The sequence below is a fragment of the Acinetobacter seohaensis genome (assembly GCF_056431365.1).
In genome coordinates, this window is the sequence record NZ_JBWKMK010000029.1 from 105,195 (window position 1) to 120,792 (window position 15,598).

15 protein-coding genes are annotated in these 15,598 nt (G+C 41.1%); 7 read left to right on the top strand and 8 right to left on the bottom strand.

Features of this window, described 5'->3' with window-relative positions; all coding sequences use genetic code 11:
- Positions 1–6 precede the first annotated feature (6 nt).
- The 3 genes from eno to pyrG form a co-directional block, all read right to left on the bottom strand.
- Positions 7–1,296: a phosphopyruvate hydratase gene (gene eno, locus AC07E5_RS04995; RefSeq protein WP_004973347.1), complete on the bottom strand. Its 1,290-nt coding sequence runs from the start codon at positions 1,294–1,296 to the stop codon at positions 7–9.
- Positions 1,297–1,369: 73 nt separating this feature from the next.
- A complete protein-coding gene (gene kdsA, locus AC07E5_RS05000; protein WP_498624810.1) occupies positions 1,370–2,227 on the bottom strand; it encodes a 3-deoxy-8-phosphooctulonate synthase in 858 nt (285 codons plus the stop codon).
- A gap of 31 nt (positions 2,228–2,258) precedes the next feature.
- On the bottom strand, positions 2,259–3,899 hold the full coding sequence (pyrG, locus tag AC07E5_RS05005) for a CTP synthase (RefSeq protein ID WP_179994180.1): 1,641 nt from the start codon (positions 3,897–3,899) through the stop codon (positions 2,259–2,261).
- A 226-nt stretch (positions 3,900–4,125) separates the two neighbouring features.
- On the opposite strand from pyrG, the gene AC07E5_RS05010 reads away from it, so the two are divergent.
- On the top strand, positions 4,126–4,545 hold the full coding sequence (locus AC07E5_RS05010) for a hypothetical protein (protein ID WP_004973341.1): 420 nt from the start codon (positions 4,126–4,128) through the stop codon (positions 4,543–4,545).
- A gap of 197 nt (positions 4,546–4,742) precedes the next feature.
- Here AC07E5_RS05010 and AC07E5_RS05015 read toward each other — a convergent pair whose 3' ends face one another.
- The 3 genes from AC07E5_RS05015 to AC07E5_RS05025 all read right to left on the bottom strand — a co-directional run bounded on the left by AC07E5_RS05015 (position 4,743) and on the right by AC07E5_RS05025 (position 8,518).
- Complete coding sequence (locus AC07E5_RS05015; RefSeq protein WP_026438425.1) at positions 4,743–5,849, bottom strand: YheT family hydrolase; 1,107 nt, start codon at positions 5,847–5,849, stop codon at positions 4,743–4,745.
- A 90-nt stretch (positions 5,850–5,939) separates the two neighbouring features.
- Positions 5,940–6,353 (bottom strand): nuclear transport factor 2 family protein, encoded by a 414-nt coding sequence (locus AC07E5_RS05020; RefSeq protein ID WP_004973337.1) that lies wholly within the window; start codon positions 6,351–6,353, stop codon positions 5,940–5,942.
- Positions 6,354–6,493: 140 nt separating this feature from the next.
- On the bottom strand, positions 6,494–8,518 hold the full coding sequence (locus AC07E5_RS05025; RefSeq protein ID WP_004973335.1) for an NADPH-dependent 2,4-dienoyl-CoA reductase: 2,025 nt from the start codon (positions 8,516–8,518) through the stop codon (positions 6,494–6,496).
- Positions 8,519–8,652: 134 nt separating this feature from the next.
- On the opposite strand from AC07E5_RS05025, the gene AC07E5_RS05030 reads away from it, so the two are divergent.
- Both AC07E5_RS05030 and AC07E5_RS05035 read left to right on the top strand, forming a co-directional pair.
- Complete coding sequence (locus AC07E5_RS05030; protein ID WP_498624813.1) at positions 8,653–9,204, top strand: PadR family transcriptional regulator; 552 nt, start codon at positions 8,653–8,655, stop codon at positions 9,202–9,204.
- 128 nt (positions 9,205–9,332) lie between these two features.
- Positions 9,333–10,241: an alpha/beta fold hydrolase gene (locus AC07E5_RS05035; protein ID WP_096900864.1), complete on the top strand. Its 909-nt coding sequence runs from the start codon at positions 9,333–9,335 to the stop codon at positions 10,239–10,241.
- A 78-nt stretch (positions 10,242–10,319) separates the two neighbouring features.
- Here the strand turns inward: AC07E5_RS05035 and AC07E5_RS05040 are convergent, their stop codons facing one another.
- The gene (locus AC07E5_RS05040) at positions 10,320–11,561 is read right to left on the bottom strand and encodes an acyl-CoA dehydrogenase (protein WP_498624815.1); all 1,242 of its coding nucleotides are present in this window, start codon (positions 11,559–11,561) and stop codon (positions 10,320–10,322) included.
- 264 nt (positions 11,562–11,825) lie between these two features.
- On the opposite strand from AC07E5_RS05040, the gene AC07E5_RS05045 reads away from it, so the two are divergent.
- The 4 genes from AC07E5_RS05045 to AC07E5_RS05060 all read left to right on the top strand — a co-directional run bounded on the left by AC07E5_RS05045 (position 11,826) and on the right by AC07E5_RS05060 (position 14,711).
- Positions 11,826–12,527, top strand: a complete 702-nt coding sequence (locus AC07E5_RS05045) for an SIR2 family NAD-dependent protein deacylase (protein WP_498624817.1) — start codon at positions 11,826–11,828, stop codon at positions 12,525–12,527.
- 162 nt (positions 12,528–12,689) lie between these two features.
- A complete protein-coding gene (gene trmA / locus AC07E5_RS05050) occupies positions 12,690–13,772 on the top strand; it encodes a tRNA (uridine(54)-C5)-methyltransferase TrmA (RefSeq protein ID WP_498624819.1) in 1,083 nt (360 codons plus the stop codon).
- Between the two features lie 241 nt (positions 13,773–14,013).
- Positions 14,014–14,238 carry a hypothetical protein gene (locus AC07E5_RS05055; RefSeq protein ID WP_004973321.1) on the top strand — a complete coding sequence of 75 codons (225 nt, stop codon included), beginning with the start codon at positions 14,014–14,016 and terminating at the stop codon, positions 14,236–14,238.
- A gap of 224 nt (positions 14,239–14,462) precedes the next feature.
- Positions 14,463–14,711: a hypothetical protein gene (locus tag AC07E5_RS05060; RefSeq protein ID WP_004973320.1), complete on the top strand. Its 249-nt coding sequence runs from the start codon at positions 14,463–14,465 to the stop codon at positions 14,709–14,711.
- A gap of 30 nt (positions 14,712–14,741) precedes the next feature.
- Here the strand turns inward: AC07E5_RS05060 and AC07E5_RS05065 are convergent, their stop codons facing one another.
- Entirely contained in the window at positions 14,742–15,494 is a 753-nt protein-coding gene (locus AC07E5_RS05065) for a phosphodiester glycosidase family protein (protein WP_498624821.1), read from the bottom strand.
- Positions 15,495–15,598 lie beyond the last annotated feature (104 nt).

A 15,598-nucleotide genomic window follows, 5' to 3' on the forward strand; every position in this document is an offset into this window, starting at 1 on the left:
TTTCGCTTAGTTCAAACCTTTGAACTCAGCTTTACCGCGATATGCAGCATTCGTCAATTCTTCAATACGAAGTAATTGGTTATATTTTGCTACACGGTCAGAACGGCACAGTGAACCAGTCTTGATTTGACCTGCTGCTGTACCTACTGCAAGATCCGCAATTGTAGAATCTTCAGTTTCACCTGAACGGTGTGAAATAACAGTTGTGTAACCATTGGCTTTCGCAAGGTAAATTGCATCAAGCGTTTCAGTCAAAGTACCAATTTGGTTGTACTTGATCAGGATTGAGTTACCTACTTTTTCATCGATACCGCGTTGTAAGATTTTCGGGTTAGTAACGAACAAGTCATCACCGACCAATTGAATCTTGTCACCTAAGATCGAAGTGAGGTAAGACCAACCTTCCCAATCAGACTCATCTAAACCATCTTCAATTGAGATAATTGGATATTGATTTACAAGACCAGCTAAATAGTCAGAGAATTGGTTGCTTGTGAATGCTTTGTTGCCTTCACCTGCAAGAATGTACTGACCATTTTTGTAGAATTCTGAAGATGCACAGTCAAGCGCCAACATGATGTCAGAACCCGCTTTGTAGCCAGTCTTCTCAATAGCTTCAAGAATAACTGTGATTGCTTCTTCGTTAGAACGTAAGTTTGGCGCAAAACCACCTTCATCACCCACTGCTGTGTTTAAACCTTTTTGATTCAATACAGATTTTAATGAGTGGAAAATTTCTGCACCAGCACGTAATGCTTCAGAGAATGAAGTAAAGCCCACTGGCTCAATCATGAACTCTTGAATATCAACGTTGTTGTCTGCGTGTGAACCACCATTTAAGATGTTCATCATTGGTACAGGCATGGTTAAAATGCTGTTGTTACGAAGGTCTGCGATGTATTGGAAAAGAGGAATTTTCTTTTCATCAGCAGCAGCGCGCGCAGCAGCCAAAGACACGGCTAAAGTTGCGTTAGCACCTAATTTTTCTTTGTTTTCAGTACCATCAAGCGCAATCATAGTGTTGTCGATGTCTTTTTGTTCAAACACAGACTTACCAAGTAAAGCATCACGAATTAAAGTATTGACGTTATTTACCGCAGTTTTAACGCCTTTACCCAAGTAACGTGCTTTATCGCCATCACGAAGTTCTAGAGCTTCACGAGAACCAGTTGAAGCACCTGATGGTGCACATGCACGGCCAACTACGCCAGATGCTAAGATTACGTCTGCTTCGATGGTTGGGTTACCACGAGAGTCCAAAATTTCACGTGCACGAATGTCAACGATTTGGCTCATGAACAATTCCTCAGTTGATTAATAACGTGATGCTTTAGGCATCAATGAGTCTATAATTTAATATGGATCTAATTTAGTGTGTATCTAGCTTTTGGAAACCTTTTACCAAGGTATCCAATTCTTTAAGCTGTGCCAAGAACGGCTCAAGTTGTGATAGACGCAATGCACATGGGCCATCACACTTTGCCTGCTCTGGTTCAGGATGTGCTTCTAGGAATAAACCTGCCAAGCCAGTTGCCATACCTGCACGTGCCAAGGTGGTAATTTGTGCACGACGACCACCTGCCGAATCTGCACGACCACCAGGGGTTTGTAAAGCATGGGTTACATCAAAAAACACAGGAACATTCATTTCTTTCATGATGTCAAAGCCAAGCATATCCACAACCAAGTTGTTGTAACCAAATGCTGAACCACGCTCACAAAGAATGAGTTTGTCATTCCCTGCTTCCAAACACTTATGCAAAATATGACGCATTTCGTGTGGCGCAAGGAATTGTGCTTTTTTAATGTTGATAATGGCTTGGGTTTTCGCCATTGCTTCAACCAAATCGGTCTGGCGACTTAAAAACGCAGGAAGTTGAATAATGTCAGCTACTTCTGCCACAGGTGCAGCCTGATATGGCTCATGCACATCGGTGATAATTGGCACATTAAAATGCTTTTTAATGTCAGCCAGCCACTCAATGCCTTTTTCCAAGCCTGGGCCACGAAACGAGTTCAGGCTTGAACGGTTGGCTTTATCAAAACTGGCTTTGAACACATACGGGATATCTAAGCGTTTGCAAATATCCACATAGGTTTCAGCAATTTCAAAAGCAAGGTCTTTGGACTCAAGGACATTCATGCCGCCAAACAATACAAATGGCAACTGGTTCGCCATTTGTATATCACCCAAACGTACAATTTCTTGTGGTTTTAATTGTGACATTTCAACTTCCTAGTTTATCCCTAAAGCCATCTTATTTGGTTTTTTGATGCTGTTGTTTTGCTGCACCAATAAAGCCAGCAAACAATGGATGTCCATCACGTGGCGAGCTGGTAAATTCTGGGTGGAATTGTACCGCAATAAACCAAGGATGTTGCGGAATTTCAACAGTTTCAACCAAGTGCTGAATTGGTGAATAACCCGAAATTTTAAGACCTGCTTCTTCAAGCACAGGGATATAACGGTTATTCATTTCATAGCGATGGCGATGGCGCTCTACAATTTCTGCAGAACCATACACTTCACGAGTTTTCGTACCTTCAACTAATTCAGATTTTTGTGCACCTAAACGCATAGTGCCACCCAAGTCAGAATCGACAGAACGCTGTTGAACTTCGCCGCGCTCATCTAACCATTCAGTAATCAAACCAATAAGTGGCGACTTAGTCGAACGGTTAAACTCTGTTGAACTTGCATCGGCAATACCTGCCACATTACGTGCATATTCAATCACAGCCAATTGCATACCCAAACAGATTCCCAAGAATGGGACACCGTTTTCACGTGCATATTTGATGGCTTGCATTTTACCTTCGGTACCGCGCTCACCAAAGCCGCCCGGAACTAAAATTGCATCGGCATCTTTAAGCACACTATTAACGTCTTGGCTTTCAAGGTCTTCTGCATTGACATAGTCAATTTCAACTTTGACGCGGTTTTGAATACCCGCATGCAATAATGCTTCGTTTACAGATTTATAGGCATCTGGCAGTTCAACATATTTACCCACCATCGCCACACGAACGCTGTATTCAGGGTTCAATAATGCATCAACTACGTTATCCCAATCAGATAAATCTGCTTCTGGAAGATCATTGAAGCCAAAACGCTCACAAATTAAATCATCAACGTCTTGTTCATAGAATGTACGCGGAATTTGGTAGATGGTTTTGGCATCTTTACATACCACAACCGCACGTGCTTCTACGTTGGTAAATAACGCAATTTTACGGGTAGTGTCAGCATCAACATCATGTTCAGTACGGCAGATGAGAATATCTGGCTGAATACCGATAGATAACAATTCTTTAACTGAGTGTTGAGTTGGCTTGGTTTTTAACTCTGCCGCAGATTTGATATATGGCAATAAAGTTAAGTGCATGAGCATAGTACGCTTATGCCCTAATTCCACCATCAATTGACGTACAGATTCCATGAATGGGAGAGATTCAATGTCGCCTACTGTACCGCCAATTTCTACGATTGCGACATCGTAGCCTTCGCCAGCGCGAAGTACACGTTCTTTAATATTATCGGTAATGTGTGGAATCACCTGAACAGTACCGCCCAAGTAATCACCACGGCGCTCTTTGTTTAGAACGTCTTGATACACGCGACCAGATGTAAAGTTATTTAACTTGGTCATTTTCGCACGACGCAAGAAACGTTCGTAATAACCCAAATCTAAGTCAGTTTCGGCACCATCCTCTGTGACAAAAACTTCACCATGTTGGAAAGGACTCATTGTCCCTGGATCGACATTAATGTATGGATCCATTTTGACCATGGTTACTTTTAAACCACGGGCTTCTAAAAGTGCAGCAACTGAAGCAGCTGAAATACCTTTACCTAGTGATGAAACTACACCACCAGTCACGAAAATAAAATGGGTCATTGGGTTTCTCGTACAATCGAGCCTAAATCGGCCTACAATGTTGCGCAATTTTACTTTACTCTGCACCAATAAAGCAAAGTCATTCCGCATCAATTCATAGAACAATAAACAATTGGTTATTCTATCAGCATTTCCTATAAAAAATTAGAACTTCTTGAGAGGATTTTCATCTGTCATTTTATTGCTATAATACGTCCGTCTATCCGATCTTTTATTTTGTGCAATTATGAATAAGAAACTTTTAATTTGTGGTGCAATTGCAACGGCGTTGTTATTAACTGCATGTGTAAAAAAAGAACAGCCAAAGCAAGATGAGCAAGAACAAGTAGAGGTTCAAACTGAACAAACTACTGAAACTGCTCAATTTGAACCACTAGAACCTGTTGAAAACATTCAAGATGCTGAACCAGAAGCGCCTGCACAGGTAGAAGTGGAGCGCACTGAAACAGCGAACACCACAACTGAAATCCGTCGTGAAACACCTGCACAACCAGCTGCTGCACCTGCGCCTGCGCCGAAAGCGGCAGCTCCTGTAGCAGAAGATAAACCAACTCAAGCACGTCCAAGCAATAACACAGGTGCTCAATCTGAAGATGATGCTGTTGCCGCTGCGATTGCTGCTGCAACCCCAGCACTTGAGAACTAAGTGCTCACTTAAAACTAAGCTTTAAGTTAAAGTCAGTTTTAAGGTGTAAGTTCTTATCTTAGATTTGAATTGACGTTAAAAAACCCAGTCATTGTGTACTGGGTTTTTTATTCATTTGGATGAGTCTTCGCTGAGATAACTCGTGAATACATTTGCAATACAGCTACCTATTTCTATATAGGTTTGTGCGCTTCACTTTAACTTGCCTGCAGCAACTGCGATTGCACTTTAAAATAATTAGAAATTAAACGCGATGCCCAAGATTTAGTAAAACCGACACCTTCATAAAAACCACAATGACTGCCTTTACGGGTCGTCACTACCATAATATTTGGCATTTTCCGTATGGTTTCTTTATAAGGATCAAAGTTTTTGATGTGGCACACTGGGTCATCTTCTGCATTTAAAACCATAAGCGGAATTTTGACATTCTCAAACACATAAATTGGGTTAATGGCTTGTGTGTAGCTGTCATAATCTTCAAAACCCGCCAATTCAAAATACGCCTTTTCAAACTCTGCCAATGTAGTCGCACTTAACACTTGCGATAAAGATTTTACGTTTTGCCAAATGTCCTGATGGGGCTGAATAAAAAACTGGAATAATTTTTTGGTCATCACTTTACTGTAAAAAGGATGCACATGCTGAAAGCCTAGTTCAGTGTTATATCCTGGGCACAGTGCAAACGCGGCTTTAATTGGGGTTTGCTCGCCTTCTTCGCCCAAATAGCGCACCAATAATCCTGTCCCTGCGGAAGAACCAACAGCATATAATTCAGATTGTGGAAATTGTTGCTGAATAAACACTATTTGTTCACGCAAATCATGCGTCGAACCAAACAGATTCATTTGTGGTACAGGCATAGGTAAATTGCCATGCCCACGACGTAAACATAAGGCAATACGCCACTGTGTCTGCTGATGTAAATCGCGCACCAACTCACGCATACTTTCCAAAGAACCTGTAATGGTATGCATTAAAACAATTGTGGGAGTATCTGCAGGTAAGTCATAACCCACCCAAGCAACTGCGGTGATACCGCCATCTTGCATAGTGAGTTGATCAACCCGATCATACTGCTGACGAATGGTTTTCTTTTTAATTAAATCAAAATATAAAAGATGCGCATGTGTATTGGACAGCCACGGTGTTGGACGGTATTTTTCTTTGAGCTGTGGTAAATAATCCAATACCCGACGGATTTCTCCATGTGGATGATAATACAACGTCGGTAAATCTGCGCCTGTGACCTGATCTAAAACCGCTTGTGTAATTTTCGCTATTTTTTGTAATGTAGACATCATTTTACTCCCAAGCAATACATGCACTTTCAAGCATGCCAACCCGAAACCGATTTCTATAAAACAACTTCATTGCCATACACACGCGGTATTTTATTTTTCGGTTGGCATAAAGGCAGCCATACGTTGTCCCATTTGCACAGCCAATGCCTCTAAACCACTTTTCGGGCGAATCATCACTTCAAAGTCCACAATTTGTCCTTGTGTATTGAATTGAATCATATCAATTCCTTTAAGTTTTTTATCTCCCACATTGGCGGAAAATTCAAGTACAACATTGCAACCATCTTCAGTATAAAACTCACGGTGATAAGTAAAGTTTTCAAAGACCTGAATTACATTGGTCAAAATAAAAAATACCACTTGTTTACCCGCATAAGGTTGGTACGCTACAGGTGAACGAAACACCACATCATCTGCCAGCAATTCACTCAAAATAGACATATCATGGTTTTGCAGCATTGTATGCCAACGCTGTACCGCTAATTTTGTTGTTTCCAAAGTCATGTTAAGTTCCTTTTTTTTGTTTTGATATTTCATTTCTATGCAGAGTCCCTGAGTGAGACTGAAGCACTGCTGCACTGGGCAGAAGCGATTATTAACTCTCTCCCCAGCCCCCTCCCAAAGGAGAGGGAGAAGGAATTACATTAAATTTTCGCTGCCAATTCAGCACCCTGACGAATTGCACGTTTGGCATCTAACTCGCCTGCTTCTTTCGCCCCACCAATTAAATGCACATTTTTGCCTGCTGCCTGTAATTGCTCATACATGGCGGTGTAAGACTCTTGCCCTGCACAAATCACCACATGATCAACTTCGAGCACTGTACTTTGACCATTGACGGTGATGTGCAAGCCTTGATCATCAATCAGGTCATAACTTGCCCCTGCAATCATTTTAACGTCACGGTTTTTTAAACCTGTACGATGAATCCAGCCTGTTGTTTTACCCAAGCCAGCACCCACGGATGATGCTTTACGTTGCAATAAATAAATTTCACGTGGCGATTCTTCAACTTTTGCTGCTTTTAAACCACCGACATGCGCATAATTGGTATCAATTCCCCATTCATCGTAGAATTTTTCAGGATTTAGACTACCACTTTCACCTTCATGGCTTAAATATTCTGCAGTATCAAAACCAATACCACCAGCGCCAATAATCGCAACACGTTGACCTACAGGCTTACGCTCTTTTAATACCTCAATATAGCTCAGCACTTTAGGGTGATTAATACCTGCGATATCCAATTGACGCGGGGTTACACCTGTTGCCACAACCACATCATCGAAGTCAGCATTGAGCAATTGTTCAAAACTAGCCGTATGATTCAATACCAATTTAATATTCGGTTGCAGCTCAATTTGGCGTTTGAAATAGCGCAAAGTTTCGTAAAACTCTTCTTTACCAGGAATGGTTTTAGCAATATTAAACTGCCCACCAATTTGATTCGATGCTTCAAAAATCGTCACCTGATGCCCACGTTCTGCAGCATAGGTTGCAAAGCTCAAACCTGCAGGCCCTGCACCAATCACCGCAATTTTTTTAGTCTGTGTTGCTTCTTTAAAAATGAGTTCTGTTTCATGGCAAGCACGTGGATTGACCAAACATGAAGCAATCTTCATTGAGAAAATATGGTCTAAACAAGCTTGGTTACAACCAATACATGTGTTGATTTCATCACTGCGACCTTGCTCTGCTTTTTGCACAAAGAAAGCATCTGCCAACATTGGACGTGCCATCGATACCATATCGGCATGTCCTGCAGCCAAAACATGCTCAGCCATTTCAGGGGTGTTAATACGGTTTGAAGTGATCAGTGGCACTTTAACCAAACCTTTTAATTTCTCTGTCACCCATGTAAAAGCTGCGCGAGGGACTTTGGTAGCAATGGTTGGGATACGTGCTTCATGCCAGCCAATCCCTGTATTGATAATGGTTGCACCTGCTTTTTCAATCGCTTGTGCCAATTGCACCACTTCTTCAAAACTCGAACCGCCTTCGACTAAATCCAACATCGACAAGCGGTAAATAATAATAAAGTTTTCACCCACTTCTGCACGGGTACGTTTAACAATTTCAATTGGGAAACGAATACGGTTTTCATAACTGCCGCCCCATTCATCATCACGATGGTTGGTACGCGCAACAATAAACTCATTAATTAAATAGCCTTCCGAACCCATGATTTCGACACCATCATAGCCTGCGTATTGTGCCAATTTGGCACAATTCACAAAGTCGGCAATGGTTTGCTGTACTTCTGCCGATGTTAGTGCATGTGGTTTACTTGGGTTAATCGGTGCCTGAATTGCTGACGGTGCGACAATATCGGGCTGATAGGAATAACGTCCCGTATGTAAAATCTGTAAAGCAATTTTGCCGCCTGCATCATGCACAGCCTGAGTCACCACTTTATGTTTTTCTGCTTCTTGACGAGTATCAAGTTTATTGCCGCCCGCAAAGGTTAAGCCTGCATCATTCGGTGAAATACCACCTGTTACAATCAGCCCAACGCCACCTTTGGCACGCTCTGCATAAAAAGCCGCCATACGTTCGTATCCACCCGGTGCTTCTTCTAGTCCAACGTGCATTGAACCCATTAAGACCCGATTTTTTAAAGTGGTAAAGCCTAAATCTAAAGGCGCAAGTAAATGTGGATAGTCAGACATAGAATCTCCCTGCTGGCAAAAATGCTGGCTGTTTTATGCTTAATGCAACTTGTTGCATACTTTTATATTCTAGATTTAATTTTTATGCAACATGTTGCATAATTAAAGCTGAAAAAAATAAAGTTGCTCTGTTTATGTCGCTCGCTCACGTTTTATTGACCAGTTTAATTGAAAAACCCAGTAACGGTATTGAATTGGCACGCCGTTTTGACCGCTCTATGGGGTTTTTCTGGAATGCGACCCATCAACAAATTTATCGCGAACTAAATACCATGCTGAAAAAAGGTTGGATTTCAACCTTAGAAGATGAAGATTCTAGCAGTCGTAGCAAAACCTATCAGGTAGAAGCTTTGGGGCGGCATGAACTGGCAAACTGGATGGTCGAGCAAAGCCCGCCTGCACAATTACGCGAAGAACTTATGGTACGTTTACGTGCCGAAGCCCAACTTGGCGGCAACAGCGTCTTACCCGAACTAGAACGACATTTGCTGCTTCACAAAGCCAAGTTGCACACCTATCAACAGATTTTTGCCAAAGACTTTAGCCAAGCACCTGCGAACAACCGTACCCTGTATATTCATAAAATGATTTTGCAGCTAGGGATAGATCAGGAAATTGGCTGGATTGAATGGCTAGAAAATGTGATTCCTGAACTGAAAAAGTTTGATGCTGATAACTCACATTAAATGCAGATTTTTGGAATGATGAGTAATCCTTTGAATTATTAAATTAAAGCCAATCACCATACAGAAATGATCAGGCTATGCTATAAAGAATAACGCATCTTTAACCACAACCATGCAAGGAAATGCTGATGCCTTTTTACCGCATGCCCGATGGCGAAGCCCTATTTGTACGTGAATTTGGTCAAGGTGAGCCTGTGGTTGTACTTTCAGGTTTGGGCATGCACAGTTGGCAATGGTTGCCGTTTCTATATCAACATAAAAAGCAGTATCGCTTCATTATTCCAGACTGGCGTGGTTTTGGGGGTTCAAACCTGTGTGCCGTTCCAGAACTGGATGCTATTTCGAGCCATTGGCAAGATTTAAACAGTCTGCTTCAACAACAGAACCTGCAACAATTTAAACTGATTGGCTATTCCATGGGGGCAACCACTGCCATGCATGGCATGCAATATGGACAATTGGCTGCGCATTTAAGCAGTTATTTACAAATTGACCAAGCACCAAAAATTGGGGTAGATGAAAACTGGCCTTATGGCTTATTTGGCAATCAACATCAACAATTTAAACAGTTATTGATTCATCTGTCCGAGTTTTTACATGATCACGCGCAATATACTGATATTCAACAAATGGATGTGTTGCAGCGTAAAAACTTAGTCGAACTTTGGCTAGAATTTATAGAATTACAAGCCAGCAATAAAATCAGTCCGTTTTTATTTAAACTGGCCGTCAAACGTCCTGTTTTACAACGCTATATTTTACCTACACAGCGTTTAGATTATTTACGCTGGTATATCGACAATTATTTACACCATCAGGAAGATTATCGTGAGGCTTTAACTCAACTGGGTTGTCCGACAGTCTTTTTTACAGGCGCACAATCGACCTTGTATGCGGCAGAAGGACAACGTCAAGTGGTAGAAGCTATGCCGAATGCGAAACAAGTCATATTTCACCAATCTGGGCATACTCCTTTACTGACCGAACCGTTGAAATTTAATCAGGAAATTAGCCAATTTTTAAAACTAAACAGCTAAAGTAAAACGGTGGAAAATGTGGTTTGCAATATTTTCCACCGTAGCATCATTAGACCTAGATTTAGTTTAGATCTAGATTTAATTGGCAAAAGCCGCGATACCCGTTTGCGCACGACCTAAAATTAGCGCATGCACATCGTGCGTCCCTTCATAGGTATTCACGACTTCCAAATTGACCAAATGCCGCGCCACGCCATATTCATCACTGATACCATTCCCACCAAGCATATCGCGCGCCATACGAGCAATCTCTAAGGCCTTGCCACAGTTGTTGCGTTTAATCAGCGAAGTACCTTCGAGTGAAGCAATACCCTCATCTTTCATACGACCAAAACGTAAAGCAATTTGTAAACCCAGCGCGATTTCGGTTTGCATATCGGCAAGTTTCTTTTGAATGAGCTGATTGGCCGCCAAAGGACGTCCGAACTGAATCCGATCCATCGTATATTGATGCGCAGTATGCCAACAAAACTCAGCCGCACCCATAGCACCCCAAGCAATGCCATAACGTGCACTATTTAAACAAGTGAACGGCCCTTTTAAACCACGCACTTCAGGTAACATATTTTCTTCATGCACAAAAACATTGTCCATGACAATTTCACCTGTGATTGATGCGCGTAGACCAACCTTGCCCTGAATGATTGGCGCAGAAAGTCCATCCCAACCTTTTTCTAAAATAAAACCGCGAATATCACCCAGCTGCCCATCTGCCGAAACTTCTTTTGCCCACACCACAAATACATCGGCAATTGGACTATTGGTAATCCACATTTTCGCACCGTGTAAACGATAACCGCCTGCAACTTTATGTGCTCTGCTGTTCATACTGCCAGGGTCGGAGCCAAAATCAGGTTCAGTCAGACCAAAACATCCGATCCATTCACCCGAAGCGAGTTTGGGTAAATATTTTTGTTTTTGTGCTTCACTGCCAAACTCATAAATTGGCACCATCACCAATGAACTTTGCACACTTGCCATTGAACGATAACCTGAATCGACCCGTTCAATTTCACGTGAAATTAGCCCATAACTCACATAATTTAAACCTGCACCGCCATATTGTTCAGGTATGGTTGAGCCTAACAAACCAAGCTCACCCATTTCACGGAAGATGCTGCGATCTACCGTTTCATGTCTAAACTGATCACGTACCCGCGGCAGTAATTTTTCCTGACAATAAGCATAGGCACTATCACGAATCATACGTTCGGTTTCAGTCAATTGCTGTTCAAGCAAAAAAGGATCTTTCCAATCAAATTTCACTTTTTTACTGTGAGTTGCAGGCGTGTGATTTGGCGATGGATTGTGTTGTGACATGGCATCCTCTGCACATTATTATAGGTTCTGGTTCATCAATATTTGATTTTGCAGCGTCATACTACTTTACTTTATGTTCTATCATTAAAATGAAATAACAAGCAATAAAAAGTGAACTTTGATTCAATTATTCAGCAAAGTTATAGACAGCACTAAACTTTCACATATTTAGATACTTAAAATTCTGAAAAAATGAGCTGTAGATTTGTGTTTCTATTTTCGGCACTTATACTCAAATCTAACCATCCATCAAGAGAATAAAACATGCGTAAATTAGTGGTTTTTTCGGGTGCAGGTATGAGCGCAGAAAGTGGAATCAACACCTTTAGAGATGGTGATGGCTTATGGGAAAAACATCGCGTGGAGGATGTCGCAAGTCCTGAAGCATGGGCAAGGAATCCTGAATTAGTCCAACGCTTTTATAATGAACGTCGTAAAAACATTCTTAATGCGCAGCCTAACTTGGCGCATCGCTTAATTGCTGAACTTGAAGATGATTTTGATGTACAAGTGATCACCCAAAATATTGATGATTTGCATGAACGTGCAGGCAGTTCAGAAGTTTTGCATTTACACGGCAATATTCGTTTAGCCAAAAGCTCAGGGCCTCATGCACAATACACGACAGAATTTTTTCCAATTGAAGGTGACTCGCTGAACTTGCAACAGGATCTTTGCCCACAAGGCTATCCTTTACGTCCGCATGTGGTCTGGTTTGGCGAAGCAGTTCCTGCCTATGAAGAAGCACTGGATTTGATTCAAGATGCCGATATTTTTATTGTGATTGGTACAAGTTTGGTGGTGTACCCTGTTGCTGGATTAGTACACGAAATTCCTGCAAATTGTCAGGCTTATTATATTGACCAAAAAGCCATGCAAGCCCAACTTCCTGCTCAATTTCAACGGATTTCCAAAACTGCCACTGAGGGCATGCAGCAATTGTTCGATCAATTACATCAAGTTTAAAGTAATTACAGTATCTAAATTTTTCCACTTGTAAGATGTCATCAACATGCTTAGGCTATTTTGACATCTTGCAGGATTGCATCATTTTCATAATAGTTTTAGGTATCTCTTTAAAACTTTGTTACCATCGCTCTTTCTCTGTGTTTGTGATGTTTACTGCATATGACCTCATCTTATCAGCAACAACTTGATGCAAAAGTTGCCCGTATTTCTGCCCAATTTGCCGAATATAACCCGCCTGCCTTGCAAGTATTTGCCTCACCAGAACACAACTACCGTATGCGGGCAGAGTTCCGAATTTGGCATATTGAAGATGATCTGTTTTATGCCATGTTTGAACGCAGTGAAGATAAGCAGAAAAAAGTTATTCGTGTAGATGAGTTTCCGATTGCAGACCGCAGCATTAACTTATTAATGCCAAAGCTGTTAGCCGCCCTGAAAGCCGATCCCGTATTATCGGCTCGTTTATTTGAAGTGCATTTTTTAGCGACTTTAAGTGGCGAAATGTTGGTTTCACTGCTTTATCACCGCAAACTTGAATCTGATTGGGAGCCTGCAGCCCAAGCTTTGAGCAAAGCATTAAACATTAAACTGATTGGACGCAGCCGTGGGCAAAAATTCGTGCTATCCGATGAGTATGTAGTTGAACAATTACAGGTTTTTGAGCGCACTTATACCTATAAGCAAATTGAAAGCAGCTTTACCCAGCCAAACGCGCAAGTTTGCCAAAAAATGCTGGAATGGGCATGTACGGTTGCCGAACATTCTGAGCAAGATTTATTAGAACTTTATTGTGGTAATGGTAACTTTACCCTGCCGCTATCGACTCGTTTCCGTCGTGTACTTGCCACAGAACTGGCTAAATCTTCGGTATATGCAGCGCAGTGGAATATTGAACAAAACCAGATTGAGAATATTCAAGTGGCACGCTTATCGGCTGAAGAGTTCACTCAAGCCTATAACGGTGAGCGTGAATTCCGCCGTTTGCAAGAAGCGAACATTGATCTTTCAAGTTATGATTTTGATACGGTCTTTGTCGATCCGCCACGCGCAGGAATTGACGATGACACCTTAAAACTCCTACAGCGTTTTAAACGTATTATTTATATTTCGTGCAACCCTGACACTTTGCATGACAATTTAAAAACCTTGTGTCAAAGCCATAAAGTGACGAAATTTGCACTGTTTGATCAATTCCCATACACCCATCATGTTGAATCGGCTGTTTTACTGGAAAAGATTTAAACAATTTGTTGCATTTTTCTTCAATATTTACAAGTTCTGCTTTTGAGCACTTGTAAATATTATGATGTAAATGAATCAGTTAAAGCATTACAAGCCCTTTAACTTTCATAATTTCGTTAAAAAAATGCAATATCATCGAAAATTCTGCAACTCGATTGCTGCTTTTATCACTTAGGTCGACTTGATTTATTTTTTATATTGGCTATATTTCGATCTATGTTAGGTTGTGAATGAAGGCTCTATGAGTTTTTGGCAAAAGTTGTTCTCTACAGAACAGCAAAACGAGCATAAAAATCAAATTGCTTGTGTTGAAAATGATTGCTCTTGCAAGACAAATGAACAACTTCTCGAAGCTTTAACCAAAGCCACAGATGAAGATGTCATTATCGGGATTAAGAAGGTTCTCGCTTCGCGAGGTTATAGCCGCAAAGAGTTGAATGAACTCCAGCATCTACCATTCCAGTAATGGAATATGATAAAAAAGGCATTTAGTTGAACTAAGTGCCTTTTTTAATGGCTGCATATATATTAGAACGATAAATTTTATAAATCGCGACACGTGCTTGAACTTGCACAAAAACGCTAATCTTTTCAAACGCAGTCAATCATATCTTCATAATCATGCGCTAATATTTCTACACATAATCATCACACCAATAAATTCGAATTATTCAAACAGAGAAAATGACAATGAAAAAAACTAGCCTTAGCTGTCTTGCCCTACTCAGCCTAAGTTTAACAGCCTGTAGCCCAATGCCGAAAGAATGTGCCGAAACTTGGGAGAAAATGGAAAGTTTTGCTAAAAACATGGGTATTTCAGATGAGCAACTTAAACAACAAAAAAAGCAATTTGAAAATGAAGTCAAACAAATGAAAAGCGAAGAAGCAGTCAAAATCTGCAGGATGCAAGGCACAGCCTTAGGTTTTATTGGACAATAAATTCAGCCAAGCCAAAACCAAATTCCAATGTTAGGGTTTACAGCCTTGATGATCTATATAAGCTAAAATTGGACCTAAATTGCGATATGGATGAGTATGACGTTGTAATTGCGGAATATACGCTGTAGAAATCGAACCATCTAAATACAAGGCATTTGGCGTTTGCAGCTCATCTTTAAAAAAGGTGGCAAATTGATGAAAAGTTACGGGCGTCTTGCTAATCACAAAGTACAGGCTTTGGTCTTTTAACCCAACCCCATTTCTAATTTTATAAGAAGTACTGTCTGCCAAAAAACGTGAATTTAACTGGCGATTAATAACTAACATTGGGCCAGACTGTGTCGCATACTGCGCTTTGAACGCTTGATTGGCATATTGTTGGGTTGTTCCTAAAAACACCCGTTGATGATTCCACGCCAGTACACCATTGGGCTGAATTAAAAAATTCCCCCATCCCTGTTGCTGTCGGTTCAGCTTTTTAAGTTGTCGTCCTTGTTCCACATACAAACCCACAGGCGAATAATCTGGATGAAACATGCCTGCATTCATGGCAAATTGCATGTTTTCACAAGACTGTAGATTTTTTTGTAGTTGTGAAATTTGCAGATATGGTTTCCCTTGCCGATCTTTCAGATATAAGCCTAACTGTGACAACTGTGTCACTTCCACCACATCTGCATTGATTTTACTGTTGTTAACCGTCCATGCGCGAATTTCCGCTTGTGCAGTAGGCGTGCAGAATAAATAACAGAGCAATAAGCACTTCCACCGAGAACAAAACATTATCATCTCCATACCTGCTATGTTACAAATTGTGCATATAACTGAATGGGTTATCGCATATTTGCTTCAGACGCAGTACACTATAAAACCTGATTTCTTTTCTC

Coding starts and splice junctions, on each gene's coding strand:
- eno (WP_004973347.1), bottom strand. CDS start 1,296: ATGAGCCAAATCGTTGACATTCGTGCACGTGAAATTTTGGACTCTCGT.
- kdsA (WP_498624810.1), bottom strand. CDS start 2,227: ATGTCACAATTAAAACCACAAGAAATTGTACGTTTGGGTGATATACAA.
- pyrG (WP_179994180.1), bottom strand. CDS start 3,899: ATGACCCATTTTATTTTCGTGACTGGTGGTGTAGTTTCATCACTAGGT.
- AC07E5_RS05010 (WP_004973341.1), top strand. CDS start 4,126: ATGAATAAGAAACTTTTAATTTGTGGTGCAATTGCAACGGCGTTGTTA.
- AC07E5_RS05015 (WP_026438425.1), bottom strand. CDS start 5,849: ATGATGTCTACATTACAAAAAATAGCGAAAATTACACAAGCGGTTTTA.
- AC07E5_RS05020 (WP_004973337.1), bottom strand. CDS start 6,353: ATGACTTTGGAAACAACAAAATTAGCGGTACAGCGTTGGCATACAATG.
- AC07E5_RS05025 (WP_004973335.1), bottom strand. CDS start 8,518: ATGTCTGACTATCCACATTTACTTGCGCCTTTAGATTTAGGCTTTACC.
- AC07E5_RS05030 (WP_498624813.1), top strand. CDS start 8,653: ATGTCGCTCGCTCACGTTTTATTGACCAGTTTAATTGAAAAACCCAGT.
- AC07E5_RS05035 (WP_096900864.1), top strand. CDS start 9,333: ATGCCTTTTTACCGCATGCCCGATGGCGAAGCCCTATTTGTACGTGAA.
- AC07E5_RS05040 (WP_498624815.1), bottom strand. CDS start 11,561: ATGTCACAACACAATCCATCGCCAAATCACACGCCTGCAACTCACAGT.
- AC07E5_RS05045 (WP_498624817.1), top strand. CDS start 11,826: ATGCGTAAATTAGTGGTTTTTTCGGGTGCAGGTATGAGCGCAGAAAGT.
- trmA (WP_498624819.1), top strand. CDS start 12,690: ATGACCTCATCTTATCAGCAACAACTTGATGCAAAAGTTGCCCGTATT.
- AC07E5_RS05055 (WP_004973321.1), top strand. CDS start 14,014: ATGAGTTTTTGGCAAAAGTTGTTCTCTACAGAACAGCAAAACGAGCAT.
- AC07E5_RS05060 (WP_004973320.1), top strand. CDS start 14,463: ATGAAAAAAACTAGCCTTAGCTGTCTTGCCCTACTCAGCCTAAGTTTA.
- AC07E5_RS05065 (WP_498624821.1), bottom strand. CDS start 15,494: ATGTTTTGTTCTCGGTGGAAGTGCTTATTGCTCTGTTATTTATTCTGC.